We start from the raw sequence: 14812 nt of genomic DNA on the forward strand, positions 1-14812 counted from the left end.
ATTGCGGGGCCTCACCTATGCCCGCGTTGATGCTCACACGTCGCACCTCACACGTCGATGGAGCGCGAGGTGCTTTCGCGGATGACCAGCTCGGGCTTGAGGATCCGGCGGTTGCCGCTGACCGGATCGCCGGCAAGCACCTTGAGCAGCAGCTTGGCCACCTTCGCGCCGTATTCGCTGGCGTCGCGATGCACCGAGGTGATCGACGGATACGCCGCCTCGCAGATGAAGCTGTCCTCGAAGCTCACGATCGCGGGGACCCCTTCAAGACCTCTCCCCTGCGCGATCAGATGGGCGGCGATGGATCGCAGGCTCGCCGCCGCCAGCGTCTCGCTCTCGTAGATGAAGGCGGTGGGAGGCACCGGCAGGGCCATGAGCCTGAGCGTCAGCTCGGACGCCCGTTCCGTCTTGAAATCGGTGAACTCCACGTGGATGGATTCGAGTCGCCTGCGCTTGGCGAACGCGCGGAACGCGGCCTCGCGGTCCTTGCTGTAGTCGAGGGTCGGGTCTCCCGAGATATAGGCGATGCGACGATGCCCCCGCTCCAGCAGGTGTCTGAGTACCGTCTCCATCGTGCCGCCATCATCGATCGACAGGGACGGCATCAGCGAGGATGGATCCGGTCCGCCGGCAAGCACGGCCGGAACGCCGAGACTGTTGAGCAGTGCGGGTCGCGGGTCGTCCGCACGCAGATCGACGAGTACGACGCCGTCGACCCGTTTGCGCGCCGACCAGTCCCTGTAGACCGCGAGCTCCTCGCGCAGCGACGCGCAGGGACGGTAGAGCAGACCGTAGCCCTTGCGGCTGAACGAGGCGTGCAGGCCGGTCATGAAGTGCAGCATGAAGCTTTCGTCCTGCAGTTCGTCGGCGGAGCGTGAGGGGGCGAACCCGACGGTCATGGTCTTCGACGATCCCAGCGCCTGTGCGGCGTAGACGGGAGTCCAGCCGAGTTTCGCCGCGGCCATCTTGACCTTGCGCTTGGTCTCCTCGGAGACTCCGGGCCTGTCGTTGATGGCGAAGGACACCGCCGTCTGCGAGATGCCCAGTTCGTCGGCGATGTCCTTGAGCCCGACGCGCCTGCCTCGCGCGGATGCGCGGACCGCGCCGTCTTGGACCGCACCATCTCGGGCATTGTCCCGGGGACCGTCGGATCGAGTCACCATTGCTTCACTTCCATTCGTTGTCTCGTAGTGTGAATTATACGGCCGAAAGCCCGATGAGAGCGCTCACATGCTTCTCTCATCGGGCATCGGTCGGTCATCGGACGATCATCGGTCGATCATCCGATCATAGGATCGAGCCGTCGGCTCCAAGCACCTGCATCTCGTAGATACGGGCCGCGGTGTCGCTGCCCTGCGTCGGCTTGTCGACGACGAGCTTGACGTAGCGGGCGTCGACCGGGGCGAAGGCGTCGGACGTGGTGCTGGCGGTGTTCTTCTTCACCGTCGCCACGGTCGTGAACTCCTTGCCGTCCTTGCTGACCGCGATCGAGTAGGACTGCGTGTTCATGCTCGCGTCCTCGCCGCCGGCCTGCGCGTGGGCGATGTCGACCTGGCTGACGGTCTTCACGTCGCCCAGATCCACCGTGATCTCGTGCGGGGCGGGACCGGTGACGCACCACTTGGTGTTCGTCTCGCCGTCGACGGCGAACTCGGGCTTCTCGTTGCCGTTGGTGAAGCCGTCGGCCGTGACCGCCTTGCCCTGCGACAGCAGCGTCAGCTTGCCGCCGGAGGCGATCTTCGAGGAGACGACGATCTGACCGGCCAGCTTCTGCGTGGCCTCGCCCTTGTCGTTCTTCGCGGTGACGGTGACGTCGTAGACGCCCTCCTTGTCGTAGGTGACCGTGACCTTGTTGCCCTCGGCCTTCTCCTTGCTGGCACCGGGCAGCGACCAGGACACGCTCTTGGTGTTCTTGGAACTGGCTGAGGTGAACGTCACCTCGTCACCGACGCCGATGAGCGTGCGGGATGCGGTGGCCGCGGCCTTGGGCTTGCTGTTGTCGGGCCACTCCATGTCGGTCTTGGCCGACTCGCCCTGGGTGCCGTAGCGGTCGACCGGCACGACCTCGAACGTGGTGTTGTTCGTCTGGCCGGTTCGGGTGAGCGAGGCCGCATAGAAGTTCTCGACGTTGGTCGCGCCCAGCAGGGAGCGGGAGCCGTCCTCGTTGATGCGGTACACCTCGTAGCCGGCGGCGTCGCCGTCGGCCTTCCAGGACAGGCGCACGCCGGCGTAGAGGGCGTCGTCGTCGAACTGCTTGTCGTCGACCTTGACCTGTGTCACCTTGCCGGCGGACGCCTTGGAGGCGTCGGAGTCGTCCTTGATGGTGATGTTGCCGAGCAGCAACTGGTATCCGGTCTTGTCCTCGCCGGCGGAGTAGGTGAAGCCGATGCCGGTGAGGGTCTTGCCGGCGAGCTTGGAGAGGTCGTAGTCGAGCGTGGTCCAGTCCTCGCCGACCTTGGTCTTCGACTTGGCCGAGATGGTCTGGCTGCTGCCGTCGGCGAAGGTCAGGACGGCGTCGAGCTTGGTGGACGCGTTCGCCTTGGCCTTCACGGAGAAGTCGACCCCGTCGGTGAGCTTCACGTCGGCGGAGTACAGCTTGACCGAGGTGGAGCCGCCCTGCTTGACGGTGCCGGAGAACTTCAGCGAGGAGCCGCCGTACCAGGCTTCGGCGTCGCTGTAGTCGGCCTTGGTGGCGTTGCCGCCCTTGTCGGCGACGATCCAGCGGTAGGTGGGCTGGATGTCGGAGATGGAGCGGTTGTTCCAGTCCATCTTGGAGATCTGCCTGCCTTCGCGCGAGAAGCTGTATCCGGATCCGTTGTTGAAGTTGGTGACGAACGGCAGGGAGGTGATGGCGGAGCGTTCGACCACGTAGTTGGAGACTCCCTGCCAGGATTCGTCGCCCTCGTAGGTCTCGGAGACGCTCGGATCGCCTTCGGCGTTGACCCACAGCCGGTTCTCGTTGGCGCGGAAGGTGGTCGGGTTGCCGGCGGACCAGTAGGTCCAGCTCGGGCAGTAGATGCCGAGGGAGGTGTGGGTCGTGCCGTCCTTGTCGGCGAAGAGATCCCATTTGATCGGGGTGTCGGTGCCGTCGGCCTGCACGTCGACGCCGGCGTACAGCGAGTACGGGTCGATGCCGAGGGATTCGGCCTTCTTCGCGGAGGCTGCGAGCAGGTCGTCGCCGGCCAGTTCGTCCTCGGTCCACCAGAAGTTGAGGAACATGTCGTCGGCGACGGACTTGCCGTCCTTGCTCATGAACATGCTGTTCTCGTCGGTCAGCGCGTTCTGCCAGTCGATCGCGCCGTCCTTGGTCATCGAATCGTAGTAGACGACGCGCAGGTCGGACGCCTGCTGCTTCATGTACGCGATGAACGCCTGCATCTTCTCGGCGTATTCGGGGCCGAGCGCGGTCTCGTTGTCGCCTTCGGTCTCCTGGTTGATGAACCAGCCGTCGAAGCCGTAGGCCTTGGCGACCTCGATGAGCTTGTCGGCCACGGGGAACGAGCCGTCGGCGTTCTGCTGGAGCGTCTGGTCGAGCCATTCGACCTTGCCGCCGGACACGTTCTGCGGGAAGAACACGGTGCCGAGCACGGGCACGCCGTTGGTGTGCGCCATGTCGGTCACGTCGGGGCTCGGCGGCACGATGATGCCCTCGCCGGACGAGCCTCCCCAGTAGACGAGCTGGTCGACGTACTGCCAGTAGGAGAAGGTGTTCGCGTTGGCGTTGTTGAGTCCTCGGGGCGCGTTGCCGCTGGTCGAGGAGTTCATGATGGAGATGGCCATCACCTTGGTGTCGGCGTTCTGCGTGTCGTTGACGGTTTTGAGGTCCTTCTGGTCGACGCGCTTGGCGAGCGGCACGGTGCTCACGTTGTAGGCGAGGTCCGGGTCCTTGTCGGCGCTCCACGAAAGCAGATCCTCGGGGAACCAGTAGGAGGATTCCGGCTGGTTCTTGAGGATCAGCTCCTCGTTCTCATTCTCCGGCGTCACGGTGTATGCGGTTGCGCTGGCGCCTCCGGCGGAGCATGCCGCCATCGTCATCATCATCGCGGCAGCCAATGTCGTCGCCACAATGCGTCGCGGCATGGTTGTCTTCCTGTTCATTGTTTCCTTTCCTTAACCTTTGAGGTGGTGGCGCGTCGACTCCGCTTCGAGTCGTCGCGCCCCTTGCCGTCCGGTCGCCCGTTTTTGGTGGGTGATGGGCGACGCGGTGCCGTTCCTGCGTTCATCCGCGCAGCAGCACCTCGGACAGCGCCTCGATCACGCCTTGCGGCATGTGCGAGGAAAACCATTGGGGCTCCCCGTAATCGCCCGGGGGCATTTCGAGCGTGTGGAGGGATGCGAGCGCCTTCACGCCCTCGCATCTGACGAGTTCCCACGCCCGTTCCTTGGTGAAGTAGAGCATTTGTGCGTCGTCAAGCACGGCGAACGCGTCCCGTTCGATCGGCTGCGGGGCGATGGCGAGGCCGTCGATCTCGATGCGCAGCCGCTCGTGGATCGAGGTCGGCGGCAGGTCGATGACGAGACTGAGCGTGGGTTCCTCGTAGCTCACCGTGTAGTCGGTATCACTCAACGGGTCGCCGCTCCGGAGCACGGTGACGGCGTCGGCCGGCGTCGCGGCCGTCGACGGACCGTCGTTCAGACCTGTCGCAGGATCGGCGACACCGCGCAGGATGATCCGCCATGCGCGCCGTGCGGGGACGGCTGTGCACTCTCCCGCGGCCGCGTCGACGGTGAACGCGCCGTGCGTCCAGTCGAGCGCGAGATCGGTGCGGGTCCACCGGTCGGCCTCGCCGACCGCACCGTCGTCCTCCCAGAGGGTGAACGAGCCGTCCTGCCCCGGGAACACGAGGACGTCGAGTGCGCTCGGGTTGGAGACGTCGTTGACCGGCACGGTCGCCGTCGCCGTTCCGACGTCCGCACCTATGGAAGCGCACTCGTCGAGCCGCTGCATCGGGATGATGCCTCCGGCCTTGGCGAACGCCGGCATGCGCTCGATGCCGCGCCAGACCTCCATCGTGCGGCCCTGATCGGGTTCGGCCGTGTAGCGGCGGCCGTCGAAGAGGTCGTACCACTCGCCGTGCGGGAACCATACGTTCGCCTTGGCGCGTCGAACGGCCGGATCGGCGGGTTCGAGGATCGGCGAGACGATGAGTTCGGTGCCGAACTGGAATTCGGTGGGCACGTTGCCGCCCGAATGGTTCCAGTACATGGGTTCGACCAGCGGCAGTCCGTCGAATGCGGCTCGCCGGTTCATCGTGTACAGGTACGGAATGAGCCGGTGACGCAGCCGCAGCGCGTCGACCATGGCCGTGCGGACCGGCTCGTGGAAGTTCCATGGCTCCTTGCCGTTGAACGGCGAGTCGGTGGAGTGCAGGCGGTTGATCGGGCTGAATGTGCCGAGCTGGTACCAGCGGGCCTCGAGTTCCTCGTCGCGGTAGCCGAACATGTGTCCGCCGATGTCATGACTCCACCATCCGTAGCCGATGTTCGAGGCCATGGCGGTGAAGTACGGCTGGAACTTCAATGACTCCCAGCTGACGACCGTGTCTCCGGAGAAGCCGATCGGGTACCGGTGCGAACCGTATCCCGAGTAGCGGGAGAACGTGATCGGGCGTCGGCCCTCGCGCGCCGAGTCGAGGTAGTGCAGATGGTTGAGCATCCACAGCGGGTCGAGGCCCTTCTGGCGGGTGATGCCGCCCTGCTGCCAGTCGATCCACCAGAAGTCGACGCCCTGACGCTCCATCGGATGCAGGATCTCGTCGAAATAGGCGGCCATGAACGTGGGGTCGGCGGCGTCGAACTCGATGGCGCTGCCCGTCGCCGGGTCGACGCCGACCGCCGTGGCGACGCGCTCGTAGCAGTCCTCGAAGGCGCGTACGCCATCGCGCGGATGCAGGTTGAGCGTGGTCCGCATGCCCTTGGCGTGCAGCCATTCGAGGAATGCGTCAGGATCGGGGAACAGCTCGCGGTTCCAGGTGAATCCGGTCCAGCCGGACCCGTATGCCGGGTCGACGTCGGTCGTGTGCCAGTCCATGTCGATGACGGCCACGGTGAACGGCAGCCCCTCGCGTTCGAAGCGTTCGACGAGCGTGCGGTATTCGTCGGCCGTGTAACGGTGATAGCGGCTCCACCAGTTGCCGAACGCCCAACGCGGCAGCAGCGGCACCGGCCCGGTGAGCCGGTGGTAGTCGCGCAGCGCGTCGTGGATGCGCCCCGAGTGGCCGAACAGGTACAGGTCCGTGGAGGCGTGGGGTTTGGGGAACACCCATTCGCCGAACGGGTTGATGCGTCCGCGCACCGTGGATGCGGGGCGGATGACGTTGTCGTGCGAGTCGTCGAGGATCATCCACCCGTCGCCGGAGATCAGTCCGGGGTCGAGCGGTGCGGCGCCGTCGATCTGGTCGAGCGTGCGCGTGGTACCACCGCGGTTCGCCGATTGCGCGGCGCCGTAGTGCCAGGTGTTGTGCTGTGAGGGGCAGTCCTTGACGGTGACGTTCAGCCCTTCGGCGCTGAAGGGGCCGCCGTCGTAGCGGATGCGAAGATGCGTGGTTTCGATGTCGAGCCATCCGTCGGCGTCGCGGCGGACGGTGAAGTCCGGGATGCCGCCGAAGTCGCGGTTGACGACGATCTGCGTGCGGTCGTCGACGAAGTCGCCGTCGTCCGACCATTCGAGGCGGATCAGGGAGTCGGTAAGGATGCCGATGCGCCAATGGTCGCCCCGGACGACGGCCTTGGGGTTCATCAGGGGGTTGCCGTGGGCCGATTCGGCGGTGAATCGCGTCGTGTCGATCATGCGCTGCTCCTTTTCACGGATAAACCGGTGGCCCGTCTCCTGAGATCAAGGAGAAGGGGACGGACCACCGGATGCGAGCCGGGCGTCGGATCCGATCGGATCAGTCGCCGCCCTTGCCGGCGAACGCCGGGTCGGAGACGGCGCTGTAGGCGTCGCCCGCCACGGCTTCGACGCGCGTGACGTGCGTGATGCCGCGCGCCGCGAGCGCTTGGGCGTCATCGGCCGTCGCGGAGGTGATGATGCAGGGGCGTTCGCCCTGTTCCTCCATGGACATCCACGCGTCGAACACGGAGCCGCCCGGCGCGAACGCAGCACGCACCAGCGGATCGCCGACGGCGTCCACGGGCACGGCGATGGCGTTCGTGCGCGGCGAGGCCGCCATCCTGCCACGGCTGTCGGCGATCGCATCGCGGAATGCGACGCCGACGTCGGTCAGGGACCCGTCCACGTCGAACAGGCCGAGCTCGTGCTCGAAGAACGGGAAGTCCTGGAAGGTCTTCGGGATGCGGTGCGAGCACCACCAGGTGATGCCGAACACGTCGGGGCATTCCTCGATGGCCGTGATCGACTCGCGTGCGAACGCGGGTGCGTCCTCGGGTGCCACCACGTTGCCGGGGGCGCCGATCTCCTGCACCCATACGGGCCTGTGCGCATCCGTCGCGAACGCCTTCGACAGCTCGGTCAGGTAGGCGGCGTGGTGGGTGCTGGCGAACGACATCGGGCCGTAGTGCTGTGCGGTGCCGTTGAACACCCACGAGTGCACGGTGGTCATGTCGCCCTTGCACGAGGCGTAGGCGGGGCGGAAGGCGTGGCCGTCGGCGTACCAGACGGCGTCGTTCTCGCTGTGCAGGATCACGCGTCCGTCGCGGTGGGCGCGCTCCCCCACCGAGCCGATGAGACGGTCGAGCCAGGCTCCGGTCTCGTCGGCGGTGGCGTGCATGCGGCGCGGGTGCGTCGCGTCGGTGAACTGGTTGCACTCGTTGCCGAGGGTCAGTCCGGCGAACGCCTTGACGTCGGACAGCCTCTCGTAGATGGCCTCGACCAGTCGGCACTGCGCCTCGATCGCCTTGTCGTCGGCGAACATGCTGGTCTCGTGCCAGGAGACCAGCCAGGAGGGCACGAAGTCGAAGCTCGACAGGTGCCCCTGCACCACGTCCACGTAGACGTCCAGTCCGGCGTCGCCGCCGATCTCGACCATGCGATGCAGGTCGTCGAGCGCCTTGGGGTTGATCCATGTGCGGTTCGGCTGCAGCAGGGTCCACAGCGGGAAGATGCGCACGTGGTCGGCGCCGATGCCGGCGATCTGCCGCATGTCGCGTTCGACGGCGTCCCACTTGGGGTCGAGCCAGGCGTAGAACCATTCGCCCGAGGGGGTGTAGTTGACTCCGAATCTCATATGACTACTCCTTGACCGATCCGGACTCCAGGCCGTTGAAGATGTAGCGCTGGAAGACCAGGAAGAAGATCATGATCGGGATGAGGGCGACGATGGTGCCTGCGGCGACGATGCGCGGGTCGGACACGAAGGTGCCCTGCAGACGGCTCATGCCGAGCGTGAGCGTGTAGTGCGAGTCGTCGGTGAGCACGATCAGCGGCCACAGGAAGTCGTTCCACGATCCCATGAAGGAGAAGATGCCGACCAGGGCCATGGTGCCCTTGACCTGCGGCACGCAGATGCGCCAGAACCGCTGCCAGATGTTGGCGCCGTCCACCTCGGCCGCCTCGATCATCTCCTTGGGGATGGCGTTGAACGCGTTCATGAACAGCAGGATGTTCATCGAGCTCACGAGGCCCGGCAGGGCGACGCCGATCAGGTTGTTCTGCAGGTCGAGCCCGCGGATGATGAGGAACTGCGAGATGAGGATCGTCTCACCGGGCACCAGCATCGACAGGAACAGCAGGCCGACGACCAGTCCCTTGCCCTTGAATCGCAGCAGGGCGAGCGAGTAGCCGGCGAAGCAGCCGGAGATGATGTTGCCGCCGATGTTGAGCGCCGCCACGATCAGCGTGTTGCCCACGTAGAACAGGATCGGCAGTCGCTTGAAGACCTGCACGAAGTTGTCCATCGTCGGGTCGACGGGGATCAGGTACGGTGCCGCGTACATGTCGTCCTTCGGGCCCTTGAAGGCCAGCGAGATCTGCCACAGCAGCGGGGCCGCCAGGAAGAGCAGAAGGGCGATGAGCACGACCACGCGGATGATCTTGCCCGGGGTCAGGTGGTTGTACTTGTTCTCCATTACCGTTGCGCGTGCCATCAGTCCTCACTCCTGCGCTGGATGAACCATTCGATGCCGATGATGCAGCCGAGCACCACGAACATGACCATGCCGAGGGCGCCGGAGTAGCCGGTGCGGGCGTTGATGCCGGTGCCTTCCTGCTTGATGAGCATGGTCATCGTCAGGTCGGCGCCGCCCACGCCGCCGGAGCCGCCGGAGAGCATGTAGATCTCGCCGAAGACTCGGAAGGCGGACATGGAGCTCAGGAGCATGACGAGGATCATCGTCACGCGGCAGCCGGGCAGCGTCACGTGGAAGAACTGGCGGATGCCGCCGCAGCCGTCGATCGAGGCCGCCTCGTACAGCGTGCCGTCGATGTTGGCGATGTTGGCCAAGTAGATGAGCATGTAGTAGCCGAGGCCGCTCCAGATGGTCACGGCCATGGCGCTGAAGAGCAGCAGCCAGCGGTCGGTGAGGAACGGGATCGGTGTGCTGATCCACTTGAGCGCCTTGAACGTGCCGTTGAGCAGGCCGTCCTTGTCGAGGATGTTGGTCCACAGCAGGCCGACGACGACGCTGGACATGATGACCGGGGTGTAGAAGGCGGTGCGGAAGAAGTTCATGATGCGCGTCTTCTCGGCCACGAGGGCTGCGAGCATGAGCGGCAGGATCACCATGAACGGGACGATGCACACCACGTACAGGGACGAGTTGAAGAACGCCGTCTGGAAGCGGCGGTCCGAGAACATGTCGATGTAGTTCTCGATGCCGATGAACTTGCCGGGCCTCAGGAGCGTGGAGTCGGTGAAGGACAGTCGGATCGTGTTGAAGAACGGCACCAGGGAGAAGGTGCAGATCCACAGGATCGGGGGAAGGACGAACAGCCAGGGGACGATGCGGCCGCTGGAGCGGGGGTCACGCCCCCGGGCGGCCGTCGCGCCCTTCCTGCGTTTGGTTGATGTGGCCATGATGGTTGAACCGCCTATCTGTTGTGGATCGTCCGATTAGAGACGCTCGTTGCAGTACTTGACGGTGGCGTCGAGCGCCTCCTTGGCCGTGATCTTGCCCTGCAGCGCCTGGGCGATCTCCTCGCGCAGCATCGTGGTGCAGGCGGAGGTGAACTGCGGCGGGCCCCAGATCTCGCCCTTGCGGATCTGGTCGGCGGACATGCGCATGGCCTCGGCGTCCATCGTGTCCTCGGACGGGTTGAAGAAGTCGTCGTCGATGGTGCCCACGGAGGACGGGAACACGTTCGCCTTCTTGTCGAAGGCCAGCTGGTTCTTCGAGTTGGTCACGAAGCGGGCGAACTTGATCGCGAGCTCCTGGTTCTTGCTGGTGGCGTTCACGGTGAGCATCTCCATGAACATGTTCGGCTTGGTGTTGGCGATGAAGTTCGTGATGGCGAGGTTCTCGAACACCTTCGGAGCGTTCTTGCGGATGTCGTCGACACTGTAGGCGTTGCCGTTCATGAAGGCCTGGGAGCCGCCGTTGAAGCTCTTGGACTCGCCGGAGGTGGAGCTGTTGAGCATGTCGTCGGTGAAGGCGCCCGCGTTGTACATGTCGATGTAGTGCTGGACGAACTCGACGCCCTTCTCGTTGTTGAACGTGAACTCGGTGCGGTCCTCGTTCATCAGCTGGACGCCGTACATGCCGAAGTCCTGGATGGACGGGATGCCCGAGGTCAGCGCGTACTTGCCGCCGCAGTTCTTGCCGAAGGTGTCGGCCATGTCGAAGATGTCGTCCTGCTTGGTGGGCGGGTCGGCCGGGTCGACCTCGACGCCGCATTCGGAGAGCACCGCCTTGTTGTAGAAGGTCGGGCCGGAGTTCAGGTACCACGGGAAGCCGTAGGTGCCCTCGGGCAGGTCGTTGCCCTTGAACGTGGCGGCGTCCCATGCGGCCGGAAGATAGTCCTTTTCGGCGTCCGGGGCGGCCTGGGAGACGTCGAGCAGGATGCCCGCCTTGGCCAGCGTGTACGCCGGCTCGGGGCCCATGTCCACGACGTCGGGCAGCTCGCCGGCCGCCGCGTCGGTGGACAGCTTGTCCTCGTAGTTGTCGGCGGGCTGGTCGACCCACTTGATGGTAACGCCCGGGTTCTCCTTCTCGAACTGGGCGATGAGATCCTCGAAGTAGGAGGTGAACTTGTCGTTCTTCAGGTTCCAGGTCTGGAACTTCAGTTCGGTCGAGCCGCTGGAGGTGCTCGACCCGCAGGCGCCGAGTCCGGCGAGCATGGCGACGGACGCGACGAGTGCCACGGCCTTCTTGGTGAAGGTGCCCTTCATGGTTTTTCTCCTTTGTTTTTTGTGATGTTTCTTCGTCGAAACGTGTGGTGATGGGGCGCGGCCTACCGCAGACGGCCGCGCCCGCTGTTGTGGAGTTCCCGCCGCACGGGCCCCGTATGCGGGGCCGGGATGGACGTGGGACGGGGAGAATGGAAATCGGGGGATGTCAGACGCGCGACAGGCGCAGCGTGGTCAGCTGGAACGGCTTCAAGGCGAGTACGGCGCCTTCGGCCGCCTGCCTGCCGCCGACGAGTCCGGCGGGTTCGTCCGCGTAGGATTCGTCCTGTTCGAGCGTGTTGGTCTCGCGCACCTGCCATCCGTCGAGCGGGCCGTGCACGTGCAGCGTGGCGTGGGCTCTGGCGCCGGCGGCCTCGTAGAGGCGGACGATCACGTCTCCCGAACCGTCGTCGGCGAGCTTGATCCAGTCGATGACCGGGGTGCCCTCTCCGGCCTCGAGCGAGACCGGAGGCTCAAGGGCGGGCATGTCCTCGAGCGTCATCGCGTTGATCTCGCCCGCGGCGGCGACCAGCGGCGCGACCTCGGCGCACGGCAGCACGGTCCAGTCGAACTCGTGGCGGCCGATGTCGGTGCGCGGATCGGGCGCGGTCGGCGCGGCCACGAGGGACAGGCGGACCATGGTGCCGGCGATGGCGCCGTCGTCGTCACGCAGCGAGCTCACGTCGGAGCCGTAGGTCGAGCCGTTGGCCACGCCGATGCCGTAGGAGGAGTCGTGGATGCGCACGAAGCGGTGCGAGCAGCTTTCGAACATCGCCTCCTCGCCCTCGGTGTTCTTGACCACCGGACGCTCGATGAGACCGTACTGGCATTCGTACTGGGCGCGGGTAGCGCTCAGGGCCATCGGCACGTCGACCTTGAGCAGCTTCTCGGGGACCTTCCAGTCGACGTCCGCGTGGAAGTCGATCTGGCGCCTGCCGGGACGCAGCGTGATGACGGTGTCGATCACGTCGTCACGGTAGCGGTTGGTCGTGCGGATGAGCGCCGATCCGTCGGCGGCGGTCTCGACCGAGGCGATCACGCCGTCCTCCAGAGGCGTGGCGCACAGGAAGGCGTCGCGCTCGACATCCCACGCGTCGAAGACGCCGGGCTCGTCCTTGAGGATCTCGTAGCGGCCGAGCGCCGCGTCCTTGGCGACCATCTCGCGGCCGGCGACGAGGTCGGTCATCGAGTCGATGGTGCCGTTGGCCGCGATGTGGGCGCGGATCAGACCGTTGGAGACGGTGACCGAGCCGTCGTCGCCCCGTTCGATCGAAACGGGCTCGCCCGTGGACTCAAGGGAGACGGGCGTCCACGAGGCGACGTCGGAAAGCTGGCTGATGCGGGCCCTGGCGATGCGCTCGGCGTCCGGGTTGGCCTCGCGCAGGGCGGCGACTGCCTCCTGCGCGATCTCGTGCAGACGCTTCAGGTCGCGTTCGTAGTCCTCGCGGGCCACGCGATGCGCCCATTCGATGGCGGATCCGGGCAGGATGTCGTGGAACTGGTTGAGCAGCAGCGTCTTCCAGATGCGGTCGATCTCGGCCTGCGGGAAGACGTAGTCCGCCGATTCGAGCGAGGCGAGCGCGCCCAGGTACTCGACGGCGCGCAGCGCGGATTCGGTCTTGCGGCAACCGCGCTTCATCTCCTGCTGGGAGGTGAGGGTCTTGCGGTGCAGCTCGAAGTAGAACTCGCCCTTCCAACGTGGCATCTCGGCGCCGGCCTCGGCCCTCATCTCGGATTCGGCCTTGGCGAAGAAGTCGTCCGGAGTGCCGTATTCGACCTTCGGCATGCCCTCGAAGCTTTCGAAGCGATGCTCGCGCATCGTCATCTCGCGGATCGGGCCGCCGCCGCCATCGCCGAAGCCGAACAGCAGGATGCCGCGGTCGGAGAGGTCCTTGTCCTTGTAGTTGCGCTGCACGTACGCCATGTCGTGCGCGGACATGTCGGAGTCGTACTTGTCTGCGGGCGGGAAGTGGGTGAAGATCTGCGAGCCGTCGACGCCCTCCCACATGAAGGAGTGGTGCGGCAGACGGGTGGTGTCGTTCCAGCACAGCTTCTGGGTGAGGAACCACGAGTAGCCGGAGCGTTTGGCGATCTGCGGCCATGCGCCGGTGTAGCCGAAGCTGTCGGGCAGCCAGATGCCGTTCGGAACGACGCCGAGCTTCTCCTTGAAGTAGCGCTTGCCGTAGCTGATCTGGCGGATGAGGGACTCGCCGCACGGCATGGTGCCGTCGGATTCGACCCACATGCCGCCGACCGGGATGAAGCGGCCTTCGGCGATGCGCTCCTTGACGCGCTCGAACAGATCGGGGTGACGCTCCTCGAGCCACGCGAAGTGCTGGGCGGCGCTCATCACGTACGTGAAGTTCGGGTCCAGATCCATGAGGGCGAGCACGTTGGAGACGGTGCGGCCGACCTTGCGCTGGGTCTCCCTGACCGGCCACAGCCATGCGGAGTCGATGTGCGAGTGGCCCATCGCGGTCAGGGTCATCGCGGAGGCGTTGGCCGGGCTGGCCATGACCTTGTCAAGGGCCTTGCGGGCCGGGGCGAGCGTGGCGTAGTCCCTCTCGTCCCACAGGTTGATGGAGCGCTGCATGGCCTTGGCGAGCTTCCAGTAGCGAGGATCGGCGTCGTTCATGTTCTCGAGCGATCCGGTGATCACGTCGAGATCGGCCCAGTAGTCGAACATGTCCTGATCAAGGGCGGCGATGTCGATGGAGCCGAACTCGTAGCGCTCGTCGGCCTTGCCGGTGGGCCTGGTGCCGAGTTCGGTGACGGTGAACGACGGGACGTTCGGATTGTAGGCGCCTTCGACGTAGATGACGAAGGAGCCGTCGGGGTTGACGACACGGTCGCGCGTGCCGTCGGCCTTGATCAGCGGCATCCAGTGGTTGCGCGGGTGCAGGGCCTTGATGACGGTGCCGTCGGCGCGGTAGGCCAGCGCCTCGATGTGGCCGCCGACCGGCCACTCCAGCCAGCCCAGGTTGAAGACCAGTTCGATGGCGCGGCCTTCGGGCAGATCGGCGGGCAGCTGGCCCTCGACGCGCATCCAGGTCGTGCCCCAGGAGGTGCCCCACGGCTCGCCGGAGGCGAGCGGCTGGAACTCGACCTGTCCGGACACGGCGCGGGCGATGAACGAGGCCGAGGCCTCCGGCTCGCCCGGGTTCTTCACCGCACCTACGGCGCAGGTGCCGAGCGTCTGGTGGATGTGCGGCCAGACACGCTCGCGCATCACACGCTTGCAGCGGTCGATCTCGCGATTGACTTTCAGCAGCATGATTCTCCTCTTGATGTTTGTAGTGCTCTTCGCTGAGACTAAAGCGATTTAGTTGACCGTCATGGTCAGTCGCCGGTTACTAAAGCGATTTAGTTAGAGGATAGCATCTCCCTCAGCGAAACGCAACACGGCGCGGCACACATTCTTTCCTCGGCGTGTCGCACGACCATGGCCGGGGCACTGGGGCTCAAGAAAACCCACGAGAAAACAAAGGGGCTCCTCCTGCCCGAACAATCAGGGAGAAGGAGCCCTCATA

The 14812-nt window shown here is 65.5% G+C and carries 8 protein-coding genes; all 8 read right to left on the reverse strand.

The genetic code is table 11. The features are described 5' to 3' along the window. Window positions 1-47 precede the first annotated feature (47 nt). The 8 genes from BCAL_RS03605 to BCAL_RS03640 all read right to left on the reverse strand — a co-directional run bounded on the left by BCAL_RS03605 (window position 48) and on the right by BCAL_RS03640 (window position 14556). Window positions 48-1163, reverse strand: a complete 1116-nt coding sequence (locus BCAL_RS03605; RefSeq protein WP_052119264.1) for a LacI family DNA-binding transcriptional regulator — start codon at window positions 1161-1163, stop codon at window positions 48-50. Window positions 1164-1287: 124 nt separating this feature from the next. Further along, on the reverse strand, window positions 1288-4098 hold the full coding sequence (locus tag BCAL_RS03610; RefSeq protein WP_043167033.1) for an endo-beta-N-acetylglucosaminidase: 2811 nt from the start codon (window positions 4096-4098) through the stop codon (window positions 1288-1290). 121 nt (window positions 4099-4219) lie between these two features. Next, complete coding sequence (locus BCAL_RS03615; protein ID WP_043167035.1) at window positions 4220-6790, reverse strand: glycoside hydrolase family 31 protein; 2571 nt, start codon at window positions 6788-6790, stop codon at window positions 4220-4222. A 100-nt stretch (window positions 6791-6890) separates the two neighbouring features. Beyond that, window positions 6891-8186 (reverse strand): glycoside hydrolase 5 family protein, encoded by a 1296-nt coding sequence (locus BCAL_RS03620; protein WP_043167037.1) that lies wholly within the window; start codon window positions 8184-8186, stop codon window positions 6891-6893. Between the two features lie 4 nt (window positions 8187-8190). Then, window positions 8191-9027: a carbohydrate ABC transporter permease gene (locus BCAL_RS03625; protein ID WP_043167039.1), complete on the reverse strand. Its 837-nt coding sequence runs from the start codon at window positions 9025-9027 to the stop codon at window positions 8191-8193. A 17-nt stretch (window positions 9028-9044) separates the two neighbouring features. Continuing rightward, the gene (locus BCAL_RS03630; protein WP_043167040.1) at window positions 9045-9974 is read right to left on the reverse strand and encodes a carbohydrate ABC transporter permease; all 930 of its coding nucleotides are present in this window, start codon (window positions 9972-9974) and stop codon (window positions 9045-9047) included. Window positions 9975-10010: 36 nt separating this feature from the next. Continuing rightward, complete coding sequence (locus BCAL_RS03635; RefSeq protein ID WP_043167041.1) at window positions 10011-11285, reverse strand: ABC transporter substrate-binding protein; 1275 nt, start codon at window positions 11283-11285, stop codon at window positions 10011-10013. A 166-nt stretch (window positions 11286-11451) separates the two neighbouring features. Next, window positions 11452-14556 carry an alpha-mannosidase gene (locus BCAL_RS03640; RefSeq protein ID WP_043167042.1) on the reverse strand — a complete coding sequence of 1035 codons (3105 nt, stop codon included), beginning with the start codon at window positions 14554-14556 and terminating at the stop codon, window positions 11452-11454. Window positions 14557-14812: the final 256 nt, after the last annotated feature.

Source organism: Bifidobacterium callitrichos DSM 23973 (assembly GCF_000741175.1).
Taxonomy (GTDB): Bacteria; Actinomycetota; Actinomycetes; order Actinomycetales; family Bifidobacteriaceae; genus Bifidobacterium; species Bifidobacterium callitrichos.

What these genes read in the sequence shown, in the direction of transcription:
- BCAL_RS03630 (WP_043167040.1), bottom strand. Translation starts at nt 9,974, where the DNA reads ATGGCCACATCAACCAAACGCAGGAAGGGCGCGACGGCCGCCCGGGGG.
- BCAL_RS03615 (WP_043167035.1), bottom strand. Translation starts at nt 6,790, where the DNA reads ATGATCGACACGACGCGATTCACCGCCGAATCGGCCCACGGCAACCCC.
- BCAL_RS03625 (WP_043167039.1), bottom strand. Translation starts at nt 9,027, where the DNA reads ATGGAGAACAAGTACAACCACCTGACCCCGGGCAAGATCATCCGCGTG.
- BCAL_RS03640 (WP_043167042.1), bottom strand. Translation starts at nt 14,556, where the DNA reads ATGCTGCTGAAAGTCAATCGCGAGATCGACCGCTGCAAGCGTGTGATG.
- BCAL_RS03605 (WP_052119264.1), bottom strand. Translation starts at nt 1,163, where the DNA reads ATGGTGACTCGATCCGACGGTCCCCGGGACAATGCCCGAGATGGTGCG.
- BCAL_RS03620 (WP_043167037.1), bottom strand. Translation starts at nt 8,186, where the DNA reads ATGAGATTCGGAGTCAACTACACCCCCTCGGGCGAATGGTTCTACGCC.
- BCAL_RS03610 (WP_043167033.1), bottom strand. Translation starts at nt 4,098, where the DNA reads ATGAACAGGAAGACAACCATGCCGCGACGCATTGTGGCGACGACATTG.
- BCAL_RS03635 (WP_043167041.1), bottom strand. Translation starts at nt 11,285, where the DNA reads ATGAAGGGCACCTTCACCAAGAAGGCCGTGGCACTCGTCGCGTCCGTC.